Annotated in this window: 17 protein-coding genes and 1 pseudogene; 17 read left to right on the top strand and 1 reads right to left on the bottom strand. The window is 41.5% G+C overall.

Features of this window, described 5'->3' with window-relative positions:
- The 5 genes and pseudogenes from BFI01S_RS23240 to BFI01S_RS02325 all read left to right on the top strand — a co-directional run.
- Positions 1-349: pseudogene (locus tag BFI01S_RS23240) on the top strand (hypothetical protein); the annotation flags it as partial.
- The gene (locus tag BFI01S_RS02340; RefSeq protein ID WP_061791168.1) at positions 333-1,325 is read left to right on the top strand and encodes a phosphotransferase; all 993 of its coding nucleotides are present in this window, start codon (positions 333-335) and stop codon (positions 1,323-1,325) included. The pseudogene BFI01S_RS23240 and the gene BFI01S_RS02340, both read left to right, overlap by 17 nt.
- A 114-nt stretch (positions 1,326-1,439) precedes the next feature.
- On the top strand, positions 1,440-2,183 hold the full coding sequence (locus tag BFI01S_RS02335) for a YhcN/YlaJ family sporulation lipoprotein (RefSeq protein WP_061791167.1): 744 nt from the start codon (positions 1,440-1,442) through the stop codon (positions 2,181-2,183).
- Between the two features lie 162 nt (positions 2,184-2,345).
- Positions 2,346-2,894, top strand: a complete 549-nt coding sequence (locus BFI01S_RS02330; protein ID WP_061791166.1) for an intercompartmental signaling factor BofC — start codon at positions 2,346-2,348, stop codon at positions 2,892-2,894.
- A gap of 134 nt (positions 2,895-3,028) precedes the next feature.
- Positions 3,029-3,613 carry a tyrosine-type recombinase/integrase gene (locus tag BFI01S_RS02325; RefSeq protein WP_061791165.1) on the top strand — a complete coding sequence of 195 codons (585 nt, stop codon included), beginning with the start codon at positions 3,029-3,031 and terminating at the stop codon, positions 3,611-3,613.
- Positions 3,614-3,669: 56 nt separating this feature from the next.
- Here the strand turns inward: BFI01S_RS02325 and BFI01S_RS02320 are convergent, their stop codons facing one another.
- Positions 3,670-4,356 (bottom strand): universal stress protein, encoded by a 687-nt coding sequence (locus BFI01S_RS02320; RefSeq protein WP_061791164.1) that lies wholly within the window; start codon positions 4,354-4,356, stop codon positions 3,670-3,672.
- Between the two features lie 222 nt (positions 4,357-4,578).
- Between BFI01S_RS02320 and BFI01S_RS02315 the strand changes: the two genes are divergently transcribed.
- The 12 genes from BFI01S_RS02315 (at position 4,579) to tgt (ending at position 14,595) form a co-directional block, all read left to right on the top strand.
- Positions 4,579-6,996, top strand: a complete 2,418-nt coding sequence (locus tag BFI01S_RS02315; RefSeq protein ID WP_061791163.1) for a Na+/H+ antiporter subunit A — start codon at positions 4,579-4,581, stop codon at positions 6,994-6,996.
- Positions 6,980-7,405, top strand: coding sequence for a Na(+)/H(+) antiporter subunit B (locus tag BFI01S_RS02310; RefSeq protein ID WP_061791162.1), 426 nt, complete (start codon positions 6,980-6,982; stop codon positions 7,403-7,405). Before BFI01S_RS02315 ends, BFI01S_RS02310 begins: the two co-directional genes overlap by 17 nt.
- Positions 7,406-7,407: 2 nt before the next feature.
- Positions 7,408-7,746, top strand: a complete 339-nt coding sequence (locus tag BFI01S_RS02305; protein WP_048011602.1) for a Na(+)/H(+) antiporter subunit C — start codon at positions 7,408-7,410, stop codon at positions 7,744-7,746.
- Entirely contained in the window at positions 7,739-9,229 is a 1,491-nt protein-coding gene (locus BFI01S_RS02300; protein ID WP_061791161.1) for a Na+/H+ antiporter subunit D, read from the top strand. The genes BFI01S_RS02305 and BFI01S_RS02300 overlap by 8 nt, the downstream gene beginning before the upstream one ends.
- Before the next feature lie 41 nt (positions 9,230-9,270).
- The gene (locus BFI01S_RS02295; protein ID WP_061791160.1) at positions 9,271-9,750 is read left to right on the top strand and encodes a Na+/H+ antiporter subunit E; all 480 of its coding nucleotides are present in this window, start codon (positions 9,271-9,273) and stop codon (positions 9,748-9,750) included.
- Positions 9,747-10,031: a Na(+)/H(+) antiporter subunit F1 gene (locus BFI01S_RS02290; protein ID WP_061791159.1), complete on the top strand. Its 285-nt coding sequence runs from the start codon at positions 9,747-9,749 to the stop codon at positions 10,029-10,031. Before BFI01S_RS02295 ends, BFI01S_RS02290 begins: the two co-directional genes overlap by 4 nt.
- A complete protein-coding gene (gene mnhG, locus BFI01S_RS02285; RefSeq protein ID WP_369691491.1) occupies positions 10,009-10,323 on the top strand; it encodes a monovalent cation/H(+) antiporter subunit G in 315 nt (104 codons plus the stop codon). The genes BFI01S_RS02290 and mnhG overlap by 23 nt, the downstream gene beginning before the upstream one ends.
- Positions 10,324-10,469: 146 nt before the next feature.
- A complete protein-coding gene (gene ruvA / locus BFI01S_RS02280; RefSeq protein ID WP_061791158.1) occupies positions 10,470-11,081 on the top strand; it encodes a Holliday junction branch migration protein RuvA in 612 nt (203 codons plus the stop codon).
- Between the two features lie 52 nt (positions 11,082-11,133).
- Positions 11,134-12,135: a Holliday junction branch migration DNA helicase RuvB gene (gene ruvB, locus BFI01S_RS02275; protein ID WP_061791157.1), complete on the top strand. Its 1,002-nt coding sequence runs from the start codon at positions 11,134-11,136 to the stop codon at positions 12,133-12,135.
- A complete protein-coding gene (locus tag BFI01S_RS02270) occupies positions 12,132-12,338 on the top strand; it encodes a DUF2905 domain-containing protein (RefSeq protein WP_061791156.1) in 207 nt (68 codons plus the stop codon). The genes ruvB and BFI01S_RS02270 overlap by 4 nt, the downstream gene beginning before the upstream one ends.
- Positions 12,339-12,366: 28 nt before the next feature.
- Complete coding sequence (gene queA, locus BFI01S_RS02265) at positions 12,367-13,395, top strand: tRNA preQ1(34) S-adenosylmethionine ribosyltransferase-isomerase QueA (RefSeq protein WP_061791155.1); 1,029 nt, start codon at positions 12,367-12,369, stop codon at positions 13,393-13,395.
- A 60-nt stretch (positions 13,396-13,455) separates the two neighbouring features.
- Complete coding sequence (gene tgt / locus BFI01S_RS02260; protein WP_048011594.1) at positions 13,456-14,595, top strand: tRNA guanosine(34) transglycosylase Tgt; 1,140 nt, start codon at positions 13,456-13,458, stop codon at positions 14,593-14,595.
- The last annotated feature ends 40 nt before the right edge of the window (positions 14,596-14,635 follow it).

The raw sequence follows: 14,635 nt of genomic DNA, 5'->3' as shown, positions 1-14,635 counted from the left end.
ACAGATGCCGCACCAAATGCCGCCGGGTGTGATGGGAGCAGAAGATATGGGAATGCAAATGCCGCATCAGATGCCACAGGTGCAGGGAATGGAAGAATCCCCAGGCATGTCTCAAAAGCCATTGATGCCTGGCTCGGTGATGGGAGCTTCCAATGATTGCGGCTGTGGAGGACCGCAATTTGCCCCTGGAGGCTACGGATCAGGACCAGGATTTGGTCCAGGGCAGGGGTATGGTCCGGGATTCGGCTATGGTCCGGGACCAGGTTTCGGTCAGGGTTTTGGCCCAATGGGCGGGGCGCCTTTCGGAATGCCAAGAAACATAGACGAAAGCAGTGAATACGACGGTTAATAATGGAGGAGACGATTTAGTTCAAAATCGTCTCCTCTCCTATTTGCAGGATCAGCTGCCATTTAAAATTGAAGAATTAAAGCCAATCCGAAAGAAGGTTTATTTACTGAGGACACAGGAAAGATCCTTTATACTAAAAGGGTTTTCATCCTATCACCGTCTAAAGCTTCAGGAAGCATTCACCTCTTCATTAATGAAAGAAGGATTTTCAAAAACATATATTTTTTACGAAGTTGCCAAAGAACCGCCTTTGTTTTTTGACAGGACTTATTACGGCTGTATGGAGTATTTACCGCCTTCGAAAGAAGTTTTTACTTATTATTTTAAGACAGATCGTTTAGAAGGGCTGGAGCTGCTGAAGAAATTCCACGGTACTACAGAGATGCTGGTCAGCCGTTATCAAACGGTTGTGCCGGCATATAGGCAGGCGGACAAGTGGAGAGAAAGAGCAACCCTTTTCCTTAATAATCTCCCTGTAGTAAGATATTTTGTCCAAAAAGAAATTATTAATGAGCTATTAGCCTGGGCAGATTGGTCTTTAAAAGGCATGGAAGACGAAGCCTGGCTTTTTCAGCCGGGGAAGCAGGTAATTCTGCACGGTGATGTAGCACATCATAATTTTCTCAGAGCAAAAGATCAATCTTTATATTTGCTCGATTTTGACCTGGTAGCAATAGGGGCTCCCCATTCCGATTATCTGCAGTATGCAAATCGCATCCTTCCTTATATGAATTGGTCCTTTGAAGATTTGAGAAAATATCCAATCTTAAAATCCAATCTTGAAGAAAAGGGCTTTCTTCATGCATTGGCATTTCCAACTGATATATTCAGGGAATGGAATCGTGTAATAAGGGATAGATCGTATCTTGATTCTGTGAAAATTCGCCCTGTTCTGGACTTAACTGTAGGGCAGTTTGCTGAAAGACAGCGTTTTATTAAAGCTCTTAAATATGCTGCCAATGACAAAAACAAATAATGCTCATTAAAAAATTGGACGTAAATGGACAGAATGAAAGCCTTTCTTTGCTCACAAGCTAAATAAGAGCAGAAATGCTCAGGGCTTGTAATATTAGCGAGGGGGGTTTTTCGCTTGCACAAGAAACTGCTTGCAGTGCCGATGGCTGCCATTTTATCAATGGGATTGACAGGATGCGGAACGAACGAAGACGCAGGTGTTGAACGGAACAATGAAATTGGTCAGCCCATGGGATATTACTCGAATGAAAATCACGGAAACCGCGGCGGCAATGTCCGGGTGGAAGATGGTACCGATAATGATGGGCTTCTGACAGAAATGATGGATCATACGCTTGGAGGCGAGGGGGAAAACACCCGCTATAACCAAGTGGACAATAATGCCGGGAGAGTCCGGAACGAAAATACCGGAAACCCTACTATTCCTATTGCAGACAGAGATCGCAGCTTTTTTATGAAAGATAATCGTTTTAGCCATAGCGATGCAAATTATCATGGCCATCTCGATGACAATACACGACAAGCCAAAAATTCTTATTATCAGGCTTATGAAGGTGAGCTTGCTGAAAAAATTGGCGATGTTGCAGCATCTGTTCCAAATGTTGAAGACGTCAGGTCTGTTACCTATGGCAGCAATGTTTTGATTGCTGTAGATCTGACTGATTACGATAAGGAAGAACAAACGAAAGAAGCGATTCACGAAGCTGTCGAGCCATATCTGAGGGGAAGATCTGCAAAGGTGGTAACAGACGAAGGAACATTCAGCCGTTTAAGAAACATTGATAACAATCTTCGTGATGGAGGCCCAAGAGAGCAAATTGACTGGGATTTAAAAAACTTATTCCGCAGTGAAAAATAACGAATTACTATTAGGGGTAAAAGCAGCTGAGCTTTGCCCCTTTTTACATATAAAATTTTTTCAGGATAAACATGCAAATTTTGGCCAAACTAATCATAAAGATCTGGAAAAACAGGCCAGGCAGATAGTGAAGAAGTTACTATTTAATCGAGGTGATCGATCATGAGAACCATATGGGGCCTGCTACTAGCAGGAGCTGCTTCCTTATATCTCTTCTTCCATCCGGATACATTCAATTTTTTATCTAACAGCACATCTATATATGCTATGGCAGCAGAGGAACAAATTGAAGGTCCGCTTAAGATGGAGGTCATTTTGGAAAGGGAATATCTGGATGGGGAAGTGAGCCAGGAAACGATAGAGGAAACCATATGGACTCTTGAAGATTTCTGGGCTAAATATGATCAATGGCAACTTGTTGATATGGATATAGATTATATGGTATTCCGCAGGAAAGTGGATGATATTTCACCGTTATTAAAAGCAAATGGGTATTTCGGTGTAACGGAGGACGGAACACTTACTATCTTCAATGGAAAGCCGCAAAATACGAATATTATCCAGTCATTCTTTCAAATCGACTTAGGAAAATTAGAAAGTGCAAAATGTGAAGAATTAAAAAAAGGAATACCAATTGTTTCAAAAGATCGATATGTCGAAGTTCTGGAAACCTTTAAAAGCTATACTGCCGGTGAAAAGCATGCGAATTAGCGGTGAAACATGCAAGGGAATGTACTTCTCTTGCATGTTTCTGTTGTGGACAAAAATACAAATGAATTGTTTGTAATGTTACTTAGTTTCTGATAGGATATAATTAAGTAACATTAGATGCAGGAGGGAATCTAGTGGAATATGTTGATCCTATCAAGGACATCAAAAGTATTAATAAAATTAAAGAGATTTTAAAGAGACAATCACAGCGGGACCTATTGCTGTTTGTATTGGGAATAAATACAGGCATTAGAGTCAGTGACCTGCTTTCTTTGAGAATCAGTGATGTTTCAGATGGGAAAGAAATAAAGGAATTTATATATATTGATGATTTAAACAATGGTGCCGAATCTAAAAACAGCAATGAACAGAAAGCCTATTTTTTAAATAACAGTGTAAAAAAAGAATTAAAAAAGTATTTTTCCCAGCATGATTTTACTGAATGCGATTTTCTTTTTAAATCCAAGAAGAATAATCAGCCAATAACCCGCCAGCAGGCTTACCGGATCATAAATAGTGCTGCAAAGGAAGCGGGAATAGAGGGGAAAATCGGAACACACACACTCCGTAAAACCTTTGGTTATCATGCTTACAGAAAAGGGATTGCCATATCGATCATTATGTCGATTTATAATCACCATTCATCAGCTGAAACATTGCGTTATTTAGGAATTGAGAGAGGTCAAAAGCAATTAATCAAGGTGGATGTTAATCTCTAGTCTGATTTGAAAGCATAAAAAACTCCTCCGCATTTCAGCAGAGGAGGAAGTAATCTTTATTCATCATCATCATTCAAGGAATCATCTAAATCAACATTAGTTAAGTCTGATATTATGTCTTCAGTTACAATGACTTGAAGTGTCATCTGGTCTTTCATAAATTTAAAAACCCCATTATTAAAGTCAGTACCCTGATCTTTAAAGAAGATCCCTTCATATTCAGCATCCTTCGTATGTTTGAATGTCACACGATAGTTGCTGCCATCCTTTACGAGGTATGCACGTACGCCTTTTTCAAACTGCCCCTCCTGATCTTTCAGGTAGCGGGACACAGAAATGATATGAAGATCCACAAATGGAATCTCACGAAGAAGTGTATTGATGATGGACCCCTTGGCAATTTGTTCCCAGCGGCTTTGAGCTGTTTGGCCAAGAATTATTTGTGTAATGCCTTTTTCTCTTGCCACTTCGGTGATTACTTTGGATACTGGCCGCTTATCATTATCCTTCAAAATGAAAGCATCAGCACTAAAGTGTTCGGCTAATTGTTTCCACCTGGTGATGTAATGGGATTTCTCCGCATCCATTTCATCAAAAGGTTTTGGATCAATGGTCAAAATATATAAAGGACAATCTAGCATACTTGCTATTTGGCATCCTCGGCGAATTAACTTTTCACCATTTGGGCCGTAATAAACGCAAACAAGAATGCTTTCGTCCATTCGTCCTTTTAGTTTCTTCACTGTAAACTCACCTCGAATAGATGTGAAAAATAGTAGTGTCCATAAATTAAACTATGTATGACTATAGCTTATGCAACCTGAACAGTCAATGTCATTCATTAAAATTAATCAAGTTCAGAGTTAATGGTTTGATGAATAGGGAAGCATACTTTAAAAGACAGTTAATACCCTGAAGTTTAAACAGTAATGTCACCTGAAATTTTAAAAAGGGAGGGGATCTGTTTGTCCTGGCTGCACATAATGGTTTTAGTTCCATTTTTATTTGCAATAATTGTTCCGGTAATTTATAGAATGGTAACACCCCGCATACATACTGGCTGGTTTGTGCTAATAGTGCCATCGGTCATTTTTCTGTATTTGCTTAAATATATTCCAATTGTTTCAAATGGAGATTCGGTTTTTATTTCTGTACCCTGGATCCCGTCATTTGGAATAAATTACACAACATATATTGATGGATTAAGCTTAGTCTTTGGATTACTCATTACAGGCATTGGGGCCCTGGTTGTGCTGTATTCCATATATTACTTGTCAAAGCTGAAAGAATCACTGCATAATTTCTATATTTATTTACTTTTATTCATGGGAGCCATGCTTGGTTTGGTTTTCTCTGATAACATTCTGGTTTTGTATGTTTTTTGGGAATTGACAAGCATCTCATCTTTCTTGCTGATCGCTTACTGGTATCAAAGGGAAAAATCGAGGTATGGGGCACAGAAATCAATGAATATTACGATTTTTGGCGGACTTGCCATGCTTGCCGGATTTATCATGCTGTCAATGATGACAGAAACATTCAGCATCCGTGAAATAATTAATCAAACAGACTCTATATATGAGCATTCTTTATTTTTGCCTGCCATGATTCTTCTTCTCATTGGGGCGTTTACAAAATCCGCACAATTCCCATTCAGCATATGGCTTCCGGATGCAATGGAAGCTCCAACACCTATTAGTGCTTACCTGCACTCTGCGACAATGGTTAAAGCGGGGATATACTTAGTCGCGCGTATGACGCCGATTTTTGGAGGAACTGCAGAGTGGTTTTGGCTTGTAAGCAGCGCCGGGCTTGTAACATTGCTGTATGGTTCTCTTAATGCTGTAAAACAAACTGACTTAAAGGCTTTATTGGCGTACTCAACCATTAGCCAGCTCGGGCTGATCATGAGTCTGCTTGGCATGGGGTCAGCATCCCTGTATTACGGCAGGGGTGATGAAGCGTCGATGTATGCAGCAGCGGTGCTTGCTGCAATCTTTCATTTAATCAATCACTCTACGTTTAAGGGAAGTTTGTTTATGGTTGTGGGGATCATTGACCATGAAACCGGAACAAGGGATATTAGAAGACTTGGCGGTTTGATGCACCTGATGCCTATTTCTTTCACCCTTGCTATAATTGGCGGCTTTTCAATGGCCGGACTTCCTCCATTTAATGGATTTCTAAGTAAAGAAATGTTTTTTACCGCTGTGTTGAATGCTTCTGATATGTCTATTTTCAGCATGGAGTCCTTAGGTGTGATTTTCCCTGTTATCGCCTGGGCAGCCAGTGTGTTTACTTTTATCTATAGCATGATCATAATTTTTAAGACCTTTACCGGGAAATACAAGCCGAAAAAGCTGGAAAAAGCAGTCCACGAAGCACCTGTTGGGATGTTAGTTCCTCCGGTTATTCTATCTTCCCTGGTTATTATCATTTTCTTTTTCCCTAATGTGCTCTCCCAATACATTCTTAAGCCGGCAATGGGAGCTGTTTTACCTGCCTATTCCCAGCCTGGGGAAATTGAAATCAAGATCAGTGCCTGGCATGGCTGGAATGCAGAATTGTTTATGACCATTGGAGTCGTCGGAGCAGGGGCTCTGCTATATCTATATCTAAAAAAGTGGATTGGCATTTATTCGATCTACCCGTATAGCATGACTTTTAATAATTTCTACAATCAAGGGCTCGGCAAAATGGAAGACATGTCCTTCTCACTTACAAAGAGATATATGACAGGTTATATACGTGACTATTTTGTGTATATCTTCACTTTTCTAATAATTATTGTTGGAGGTTCGCTATTTTATTTTGATGGAGCAGCCTTTGATGCCAGCAATAATGCACCTGTCAGCATATATGAAGGTGTGTTGATCATTAGTATGTTAACAGCAGCCTTAACCGTCCTTTTTTCCAAATCAAGGCTGACGGCTATAGTTGCCGTTGGTGCTCTTGGATACCTGGTCTCACTTTTCTTTGTCATTTTCCGCGCACCGGATTTAGCTTTAACCCAGCTGGTGGTTGAGACAGTAACAACTGCCCTTTTTCTTTTATGTTTCTATCATTTGCCGGAAATGCGCAGGAAAGCCGAAAGAGTAAAATTCAGAATGACAAATTTAGTGATTTCCATTGGTGTTGGGGCCATAGTGGCAATTCTTGCCTTATCAGCTAATGGAACAAGATTATTCAAGCCTATCGCCTATTATTATGAAAATTCATATGAACTAGCCGGGGCAAGAAATATTGTTAACGCGATACTTGTAGACTTCCGTGGAATTGATACCATGCTTGAAATATTCGTGCTTGGCATTGCTTCCTTAGGAGTGTACACACTTGTGAAACTGAGAATATCGGGGAGGGGAAAAAGTGAAAGAGCCAAATGATATCATTTTGCATGCTGTTATAAAGGTTGCAGTAGTTATCATACTTACCTTTTCGATTAACCTGTTCTTCTCAGGACATCATAACCCTGGCGGGGGATTCATCGGAGGTTTAGGGTTTTCAGCTGCTCTGACACTTTTGTTTCTGGCATTCGATATTGAAACAGTCCGTCAAAACATTCCTGTTGACTTTAAGGTGCTTACAGCCATCGGTGTATTAATTGCTGTATTTACAGGAGTAGGGGGTATTGTTTTTGGGGAGCCCTTTTTAACACAGGCATTTGATTATTTCGACATTCCGGTTTTCGGAAAGACTGAACTTGCTACTGCAGTGCTCTTCGATGTAGGGGTTGCACTGGCAGTTATTGGGACATCGATGTCCATAATTCTGAGTATAGGTGATGATCACTAAGAATGGAAACTTTAATGTCACTGCTTGTCGGTCTATTTTTTGCCATAGGAACCTATTTAATATTAACCAAGAGTTTGCTTAGAATCATCCTGGGAACGTCCATTATCAGCCATGGAGTCCATCTGCTTATTCTTACGATGGGCGGATTAAAAACGGGAGGTCCCCCATTATTGGGGCTTCAGGACCTTCCATTTACCGATGCGCTTCCGCAAGCACTTATATTAACAGCGATTGTTATTAATTTTGCAACAACGGCCCTATTCTTAGTGTTAAGCTATCGTGCATATAAAGTGCTGGGCACAGACGATACGGATCAAATGAGAGGTAATCATGATGAATAATTTAATTATTATGCCCATTATCATCCCTCTGATTGCAGGGATGGTAATGGTGATTTTTAGGAGGAATTTAAAACTTCATAAAATCTTAAGCCTCATTGCCTTATCAGGATCAGGAATCATTGCGGTCAAGTTAATGGGAGAAAATAAAAACGATGGGATTCAGACCCTGCATTTGGGAGACTGGAAGCCTCCATTCGGGGTAAGCATGGTCGCGGATATGTTTTCCTCCATGATGCTTTTAATAACAAGTATTGTAGCTGTCTGCTGCTTGCTTTATGCCTTCAGATCAATAGGAGAAGAAAGGGAGAGCCATTATTTTTATCCTTTGTTTTTATTTCTGATTACCGGGGTTAATGGCTCCTTTATTACCGGGGACTTATTTAATCTGTTTGTCTGTTTTGAAGTTATGCTCATTTCTTCCTACGTATTGATTTCATTGGGAGGCACTAAAGTGCAGCTCCGGGAGTCTATTAAATATGTTCTTACCAATATAATTTCGTCATTTCTTTTCCTCGTCGCAATTGCCTATATTTATGCCATTACAGGAACTTTAAACTTTGCCCATCTTTCAGTTAGAGTTGCAGAAACAGGACAGAGCGGACTGTTGACCATTATATCTATTTTATTGCTGGTCATATTCAGCCTCAAAGCCGCCCTTTTTCTATTCTTTTGGCTCCCGGGCTCATATAGTGCACCACCGACGGCTGTGGCTGCGGTCTTTGCTGCGCTATTAACAAAGGTTGGCATATATGCGATATTTCGTTTGTTTACCCTGGTTTTCTACCACGAGCCAAAAGTTACACATCTCCTAATCGGCATTTTGGGAGCGGCAACCATGATCCTTGGTGCGATTGGAGCTGTTGCACATTGGGATATTAAGAACATACTTGCTTATAACGTCATTATAGGCGTTGGTTTTATCATTGCTGGGCTGGCCTCTTTCTCAATCGAGGGATTAACCGGCTCTGTATACTATATGATTCATGACATAATCGTTAAGGCGCTTATATTCTTATTAGGCGGGACAATCATCAGTCTTACAGGCACAGGGAAACTAAAAGATATGAGCGGTCTCATTCGCAATCACCCATATCTTGGATGGATGTTCTTTATTGCTGCTCTGTCCCTGGCAGGAATACCTCCATTAAGCGGTTTCCTTGGCAAAGTATTTATAACGCAAGGCACTTTCGAAGCCGGCTATTTCTGGCTTGGCGCAATAGGTCTGTTAACAAGTCTGATGGCCCTCTACTCCGTTATTAAAATTTTTATGAATTGTTTTTGGGGAGAAACGTTTTTAAGTGAGGAAATGGAGTCAGGTACCACTAAAGGGGTGATGTTCCCGATAGCCTGTCTCAGCCTGCTGACAATATTGCTGGGCTTGGGGGCTGAAGGAATCTCTGCATATACCCAGCTGGCAGTTCAAACCTTAATGAATCCGGAGATTTATATTCAAGCTGTTTTTGGTGGCGAGACTGCGCCGTAATACCTGGAATAAACAGATTTTCTTCGAAAGGGGTTATCATTTTGCCCATTCAAGTATTAATCAATCTATTTATAGCTTTTTTATGGATGTTTCTTCAAGATGACTGGAGCGTATTATCCTTTTTCAGCGGTTATCTGGTGGGGATAATTGTTTTGATCGTTTTAGAGAAATTCTTTAAAGCCCCTTTATATTTGAGATCACTCTTAGCCATCCTTAAATTGTTTTTTGTATTTATTTGGGAATTGTTCACTTCGAGCATACTTGTAATCCGGCAGGTAATAAGGCCAAGAATTAATATCACTCCCGGGATTTTCAGAATAGAAACTGAGCTTGAAGGAGAGCTTGAAGTAACTCTGCTTGCTTTGCTGCTTTCACTGACTCCCGGTTCTGTTGTTGTGGAGGTATCCCACGATAATAAAGTGTTCTACATTCATGCCATGGATATTCCGGAATCAAGTGAATCTGTCATAGTATCAAAGGATCGGTTTGAAAAGGCGATAAAGAAGGTGACCCGCAAATGATAGAAATTATTTTAATGCTTTCATTGGGATTTCTGGCGCTTTCAATGATGGCAACAATCTTCCGGCTGGTCATAGGACCCACGATACCAGACAGGGTACAGGCTTTGGATATTTTAGGGATAAATTTAATTTCAGCGGTGGCTATTTTATCGGTATTACTAAAAACACATGCCTTTATGGAAGTCATTTTATTAATTGGCATTCTTTCCTTTATTGGAACAATTGCCTTTGCTCGATTTATGGAAAGAGGTGTTGTCATTGAACGCAGACGTCACAAGTGAACTGGTAGCAGCCATACTGATATTGACAGGCACCATTTTCAGTTTTTTAAGTGCAATCGGAATTATTCGGCTTCCGGATGTGTATACCCGGTCTCATGCTGCCTCAAAAAGCTCCACTCTGGGTGTAATGTTTACATTGTTTGGAGCATTCCTGTTTTTCCTGTTTGCAGATAATTACTTCAGTATTCGATTACTGCTTGGCATATTTTTTGTATTCCTGACTGCCCCCCGTTTCCGCACATGCAATTTGCCGCGCTGCTTATCGCTCAAGTGTAGAATTGAGCAGTACTAGTGTCCAGGATGATTTGAAGGGTGCTTTAAGGAAAGAACAAGAGGATGCATAGATCACTTCAAAAGAGTGTCTGCAGCATTTTTTACTTCTTGTCAAAATAGTTTATGGTACAATGAGGTACAGTTGAATTAGGGGGTAGAAAGGCATTGTTTGAATTTGTAAGAGGCAGGCTCGATTTTATCGGACCTGAATATGTAGTGATTGAAAACAATGGAATTGGCTATCAGATATTAACGCCTAATCCATTTAGCTATACCCCGGAGTTTGGGCAGGAAGTCAGGATATTCACGTATCATTATGTACGGGAAGATATCATTGCATTGTATGGTTTTCAGACCCGTGAGGAGAAAACTCTGTTTACCAGGCTGCTTAATGTTACCGGCATTGGGCCGAAGGGAGCACTTGCAATTCTTGCATCAGGTGAACCCGAACAGGTGGTGCAGGCAATTGAAAATGAAGATGAAGCATTCCTTGTTAAGTTTCCTGGAGTCGGAAAGAAAACAGCCAGGCAAATGATTCTTGATCTTAAAGGGAAGCTACCGGATATTGTCCCTGACTTCTTCCCGAATCTGTTTTCAGCGGATAGAATACAGTCGGAGAGCGGGCATGCGGGAGATTTGGAAGAAGCCTTGCTTGCATTAAAAGCTCTGGGCTATTCAGATAAGGAACTAAAAAAGATTACGCCGGAACTGAAAAAGGAAAAGCTTACAACGGACCAATACATAAAGAAGGCTCTGCAAAAGCTTTTAAAATTATAATTTATTGATGAAGGCCGTTGCGTTTTATGCCGAATTAAGAAGGTGAATAAGTATGGAAGAGCGGATAATATCCGGTGAAGCTGATCTTCAGGATTTTTCATTTGAACAGAGTCTGCGCCCGCAGACACTAAAGCAGTATATTGGTCAGGATAAAGTAAAGGAGAACCTCGAGATCTTTATCAAAGCTGCCAGAATACGCAAGGAGACCTTAGATCATGTCCTTCTATATGGGCCGCCGGGTTTGGGGAAAACGACACTGGCTGCTATTATTGCCAATGAAATGGGCGTTAATATCAGAACAACTGCAGGCCCTGCAATTGAAAGGCCAGGTGATCTGGCGGCGATCCTGACTGCATTGGAACCGGGTGACGTCCTGTTTATTGATGAAATTCATCGCTTGCCTCGGTCTATAGAGGAAGTTCTTTATCCGGCAATGGAAGACTTCTGCCTTGATATTGTTATCGGAAAAGGGCCAAGTGCCAGATCAGTAAGGCTTGATTTGCCTCCTTTTACTCTGGTTGGCGCGACTACAAGGGCCGGGTCTTTATCGGCTCCGTTAAGAGACCGCTTTGGCGTGCTCAGCAGGCTTGAATATTACTCAGAACAGCAGCTGACTAATATTGTTGTCCGTACAGCTGACGTGCTGGATACAGGTATAGATCAAAAAGCAGCGATTGAAGTGGCCAGAAGATCAAGAGGCACGCCCAGAATTGCAAACAGGCTCCTCCGGAGAGTCAGGGACTTTGCACAGGTCAAAGCGGATGGCCAAATTGATGAAACACTTGCCAAGGAAGCCCTGGAGCTTTTGCAGGTTGACCGTTTAGGCCTTGATCATATTGACCATAAATTATTAAGAGGGATAATAGAAAAATTCCGGGGCGGACCTGTTGGTCTTGAAACGATTGCTGCGACCATTGGGGAAGAAGCGCATACGATTGAAGATGTTTATGAACCTTATCTATTGCAGATCGGGTTTCTTCAGCGGACACCAAGAGGAAGAATTGTAACGGACCTGGTGTATCGACATTTTCAAATGGAGGTGCCTGCTGATTGAGCGGGATATCAAAATGGCTGATGGTCATAGGTGCCATCATTTTTGCCATAGGATTTATAAGCCAGTTTATTAATATTGGCAAGCTGCCTGGAGATTTAGTGATTAAAAAAGGCAATACGACCTTTTATTTTCCAGTCGTTACATCGATATTGCTGAGTATTATCCTATCTGCCATCTTTTATTTTATTGGCAGGTTCCGGTAGTCTATTTGAATAACAGAAGGGTGACATCATGAAAGTAGATTGGTTTGATTTTCATTTGCCTGAAGAATTAATTGCACAAACGCCTTTGGCTGATCGGACAAGCAGCAGGCTAATGGTCCTTGTTAAAAAAACCGGGGATATTCAGCATAGTGTTTTTAAAGATATTAAGAATTATCTTAAGGCAGGAGATTGCCTTGTATTAAATGACACAAAGGTCCTTCCTGCGAGGCTGTTTGGAGAAAAGACAGGCACTGGTGCAAAAATAGAGGTGCTTCTTCTCAAACAGATTGAAGGGGATTCCTGGGAAACACTTGTCAAACCAGCCAAAAGAGTAAAAGAAGGAACTGAGATAACTTTTGGAGACGGCAAATTGACTGCTGTCTGCACTGGAACTTCAGATCATGGCGGCAGGGTACTTGAGTTCCGATACGACGGAATATTCTATGAGGTCCTTGAGCAATTGGGAGAAATGCCTTTGCCTCCTTATATTAAAGAGCAGCTTGATGATCGAGACCGTTATCAGACTGTGTTTGCCCGTGAACGCGGTTCAGCTGCAGCTCCGACAGCAGGCCTTCATTTTACTGAACAGCTTCTTGAAGAAATAAAAGAAATGGGTGTGCATATTGCTTTTATTACTCTGCACGTTGGTCTTGGAACTTTCAGGCCTGTTAGTGTAGATGATATAAATGAGCATGAAATGCATGCTGAATTTTACCAGGTAACTGAAGGAACTGCACGGCTATTAAATGAAGTGCGTGAGCAGGGAGGAAGAATCATCAGTGTGGGGACTACTTCCACGAGGACTTTAGAAACCATTGCTTCTGCGCATAATGGCCGTTTTGAGGAAGCAAGCGGCTGGACTGATATTTTCATTTACCCTGGCTATGATTTTAAAGCGATTGATGGCATGATTACGAATTTTCACCTCCCTAAATCAACGTTAATTATGCTTGTGAGTGCACTGGCAGGCCGTGAGAACGTTCTGAATGCCTATAATCAGGCTGTTGAACAGCGTTACCGGTTCTTCAGCTTTGGAGATGCTATGCTCATTTTGTAATATTATTTTGCCTTTCCCTGGCAGGAATAATGTGCTTTTAAATGGAAGGAGAACTGCAACTTGACTGCAATTCGTTATGAATTAATAAAAACATGTAAGCAAACAGGTGCCCGTCTGGGACGGGTACATACGCCGCATGGTTCTTTTGAAACCCCTGTGTTCATGCCCGTTGGAACACTCGCTACAGTAAAAACCATGTCCCCGGAAGAATTGGTGGAAATGGGAGCGGGCATCATTCTGAGCAATACTTATCATCTCTGGCTCCGGCCGGGTCAGGAAATCGTGGAAGAAGCAGGCGGCCTGCATAAATTTATGAATTGGGACAGGGCCATTCTGACAGATTCCGGCGGATTCCAGGTGTTCAGCCTTAGCGAATTCCGCAAAATTGAAGAAGAAGGCGTTCATTTCAGGAACCACTTGAATGGTGACAAGCTGTTTTTATCTCCTGAAAAAGCAATGGATATCCAAAATTCGCTTGGATCTGATATTATGATGGCATTTGATGAGTGCCCGCCTTATCCAGCTTCTTTTGAGTATATGAAGAAGTCAGTAGAGCGGACTTCCCGATGGGCTGAGCGCTGCTTAAAAGCTCACAAGCGCCCGAATGACCAGGGACTTTTTGGTATTATACAGGGCGGAGAATATGAGGAGCTGCGCAAACAGAGCGCGAGAGACTTAACATCTCTTGATTTCCCGGGGTATGCTGTGGGCGGATTATCGGTAGGCGAGCCTAAGGATGTTATGAACCGTGTGCTTGAATTCACAACACCGCTAATGCCGTCTGATAAGCCAAGATACCTTATGGGAGTGGGATCCCCGGATTCTTTGATTGATGGTTCGATCAGAGGAATCGATATGTTCGACTGTGTTCTTCCTACCAGGATTGCGAGGAACGGAACATTGATGACAAGTAATGGCCGGCTGGTTGTTAAGAATGCAAAATTTGCAAGAGATTTCGGCCCTATAGATGAGAATTGCGATTGCTACACATGCCGAAATTACAGCCGCGCTTACATCAGGCATTTGATCCGCTGTGATGAAACATTCGGAATCAGGCTTACAACTTACCATAATCTTTATTTTCTGCTAAAATTAATGGAGCAGGTAAGACAGGCAATTAGGGAAGATCGTCTGGGTGACTTTAGAGAAGAGTTTTTCGAAAGGTATGGATTCAATAAGCCTAACGCGAAGAACTTTTAATAATAAAAATTGAGAGTTCATTTAAGGAGCAGCTTTTCCT

It is taken from the genome of Cytobacillus firmus NBRC 15306, assembly GCF_001591465.1.
Taxonomy (GTDB): Bacteria; Bacillota; Bacilli; order Bacillales; family Cytobacillaceae; genus Cytobacillus; species Cytobacillus firmus.
The sequence above is the reverse complement of the archived record's forward strand: the minus strand, read 5'-3'. Positions and strand labels throughout refer to the sequence as shown.

Coding starts and splice junctions, on each gene's coding strand:
- BFI01S_RS02330 (WP_061791166.1), top strand. CDS start 2,346: ATGAGAACCATATGGGGCCTGCTACTAGCAGGAGCTGCTTCCTTATAT.
- BFI01S_RS02305 (WP_048011602.1), top strand. CDS start 7,408: ATGGAAACTTTAATGTCACTGCTTGTCGGTCTATTTTTTGCCATAGGA.
- BFI01S_RS02300 (WP_061791161.1), top strand. CDS start 7,739: ATGAATAATTTAATTATTATGCCCATTATCATCCCTCTGATTGCAGGG.
- BFI01S_RS02290 (WP_061791159.1), top strand. CDS start 9,747: ATGATAGAAATTATTTTAATGCTTTCATTGGGATTTCTGGCGCTTTCA.
- ruvB (WP_061791157.1), top strand. CDS start 11,134: ATGGAAGAGCGGATAATATCCGGTGAAGCTGATCTTCAGGATTTTTCA.
- queA (WP_061791155.1), top strand. CDS start 12,367: ATGAAAGTAGATTGGTTTGATTTTCATTTGCCTGAAGAATTAATTGCA.